General features: G+C 30.5%; 3 protein-coding genes and 1 pseudogene. All 4 read left to right on the top strand.

Annotation, left to right across the window (positions count from 1 at the left end; all coding sequences use genetic code 11):
* Nucleotides 1-386, top strand: a 386-nt coding sequence (locus tag ON17_RS01890) for a hypothetical protein (RefSeq protein WP_017191816.1), incomplete at its 5' end; no start/stop codon positions are given.
* Between the two features lie 80 nt (nt 387-466).
* Nucleotides 467-1340 (top strand): annotated as a pseudogene (locus ON17_RS01885) (hypothetical protein).
* On the top strand, nt 1315-2436 hold the full coding sequence (locus ON17_RS03915) for a hypothetical protein (protein ID WP_017191815.1): 1122 nt from the start codon (nt 1315-1317) through the stop codon (nt 2434-2436). Before ON17_RS01885 ends, ON17_RS03915 begins: the two are co-directional and overlap by 26 nt.
* A 69-nt stretch (nt 2437-2505) precedes the next feature.
* Nucleotides 2506-3006: hypothetical protein (locus tag ON17_RS01875; protein ID WP_017191814.1), on the top strand; the 501-nt coding region annotated here is incomplete at its 3' end.

Below are 3006 nucleotides of genomic sequence, written 5' to 3'. Positions count from 1 at the left end.
CCCAACCCGAACCTTCCAACCTAGCTATCTTCATCAAAAACCGTCATCCTTTCGACCGTTGGAATAAAGATGGCAAAACTTATGACCGTACCACTCTAAATGGTTTCGAATCCGTGCACTTTGATATAAAAGACGGTAGTTATTTGCGTAATAATATTACGTTTGAAAAACAACTAAACGAAGGCCCAGGTGGTAACTACTTAATCCTAAAATACAAAGGCCCTAAACATTTCTTAAACGAAGACAAAGACTATTACCTTGGTGATGCTTTCGTTCACAATGAAAACTTCAAATTAACCGATTTTCACCTCCACTTCAACCCTATCCGTAAAACTTTATCAATCTTTAAAGATAAATATAATGTAATTAATCCCAATATCCAATAAATAACAACTTATATCAACTTAAGACTCTAATATTGATTAGAGTCTTTTTTTATATCAAATTAAAGAAAGAGAGAAAAACTATGAATAAAAAAAATAACAAAAAAAATACAAAAAAATCAACGGGAAAAATAATCATTACTAAAAGAAAACCGATAATCGAACCTCCTAAAATAGTTATCGAAACACAAACTAAAAAAGAAAATTGGTTCCTTAAAACCTTAAAATCAATTATAAACAAAATCTTGTTTTTATTGCCATTTATCCTAATTGGTGGGGCAATTTATTGGACACTTTTTAAATTCTTTCCTGAAGTTTTAAACCAAATCAACGCTTTTACGAGTGATGCCGCAGCTAAAACTAAATCGTTATACGATAAAGCTACTCAACCAATTCGTAATGTTATCGAGTATATTTATAATAAAATAACAGGAAACGATAAAGATCCTAATCATAACTCCTTCTCCCCAAAATAAATTAGGTTATTATCTCGCGACCACTTTAAGCGTCATCGGGATTTACCTTGGCTTAGGCAAAATCGGTAATTGGTTTAAAAGCGGCAAGAAAAAAACCATCAAAAAAGGAACTAAAACTATCATTCAAAAGAAAGCTACTTCTAAATTAGCTAATTTAGTAGGTAAAATGTTAAGAATTGGTAGTAAAGCTTTATTTTGGGTTTCTTTAGCTTCGACCGCTATGGAGCTTTACCAATTTTATCAAAGCGAAACTAAAAATACTCATTCACCCCAACCATTAACTAATAAAATAGAAAATCCCTCAACCCCAATCATCCAAACACCATCTATTCAACAACCATTGAATCCAACCATTATTGAAAATGAAGAATCAACTTTAACTAATAATAATGAAAATAAAATCACAGAAACAAAAGAAGAAACTAACAACACTGAAGATACAAATATCAACGAAAGTGAAAACCATAATCTCAATCCCTGATCAAGGTTCAGTTGATAAAACAACAACTGAACCTAAACAAATCTATGAAGAACAACGTCACCACACACAACACCTTGGCGAGGAATTAAAAGAAACTAGCAAAACAACTGAAACTCACCAACAAACTCCTGAAGAATTACTCAAAGCCAAAAACTTATTAGAAATCCAACTCCAACAAGAAAAAATTAATAGTCTAAATATAGAAACTCAAAAAGAAACTTTAGAACACAATCTAATCGAAAAACAACAAGAATTAGAAAATAATAAAACTCTATCTGAACAAGAAAAACAAGACCTTAAAAAAGAAATCAATCAACAAACAGATAAAATTCGTTCTAAAGAAAACGAAATCTTCAACCAAGATCAAAAGATTAATCAACTAGAAACTGATCTGCACCAAGAAAAAACTCTCAACACGGAAAAGACCCAACAAATTAATCAATTAATCGAACAAATTAACGAACAACATCAAAATATGGAAAATCTCCAAAACCAACTCCAAGAACAAAAATCCTTAATCGAAACTAAAAACCAAGAATTAATAACTAATCAAGCTCTATCCGCACAAGAAAAACAAACCCTCCAAGATGAAATTAACCAATTAAACACTGAATTTCAACAAAAAGAAAAGGAATATCAAACGATCATCACTCAAAAAGACCAAGAAATAAGTCAATTAAACCAAATCATTAACCAACAAGCAGAAGAAATTAACCGTTTAAGTGATGAATTAGAAAAACAAATCGATAAATGGGTACAACAAGGCCTACATATTCAAGCTTTAGAAGGAACCATTAAAACCTTAGAATCAGCATCAGGAAAATATCTCCAAGAAAACGCCGAACTTCGTAACGAAATCGAAACTCTCAAAGAAAAATTAAAAACCGAAAAAACCCGACATGAAGCAACTAAAAACGAGCTGAAAACACGTAATAATGAATTAACAACCAAAATCAATGAATACAACAAACTAGAAGACAAAATAGAAAATCAAAAAACCTGGAAAGGCTCCTTCCAACCTATCAAAAATAGAATAAGCAAAGACATAGATGATAAAGTCAAATCGGTAAGAACTTGGTTCCGTAAATGGTTTTAAGGTTAATTAAAAAGGTAAATATGTTAAAATACCTATATATTAAAAATTCTTTCAAAGGAATCAGTAAATATGTTCAAAATTAAAAAAATAATCAAATGGTTTTTCTTAATCATTATTTTTATCGTGGTAGCTCTTATTGGGTTTATCATCTTAACTGAAACAGAAGTCATCAAACTCCCTAAAGACCCAATTCCTACCTTTCAAGAAACTAAATCTGCTATCTTCAAAGAATGGGAAGAAACAGATAGTCGTGGCAGAACCATTCCTATGATTCAAATTAAATATACTTTCGATGGACTTAATGGCATCGGTTATTATCACCAACAATTACAGATTAATGAAACTCAAATCTCAAAATTAAAACAAAAAATCGATCAAGAAATTAAAGGTAAAAACAATCCCTTTAAAATTCTTGAATTAAAAAACGAACTCGAAAATATCGGTATGGCTACTTATGGTGAAATTTTCTTTGACAAGATTGATCATAAATATCTTAATGAAAACAAAATATCATCTGTTAATAACGATAATATATCATATCGTCTAAAAATTACCCAACCCGAACCTTCC

This window comes from Poinsettia branch-inducing phytoplasma str. JR1, assembly GCF_000309465.1.
Taxonomy (GTDB): Bacteria; Bacillota_I; Bacilli_A; order Acholeplasmatales; family Acholeplasmataceae; genus Phytoplasma; species Phytoplasma pruni.
Note: the sequence above shows the minus strand (reverse complement) of the source record. Positions and strands in the feature narration are given on the sequence as shown.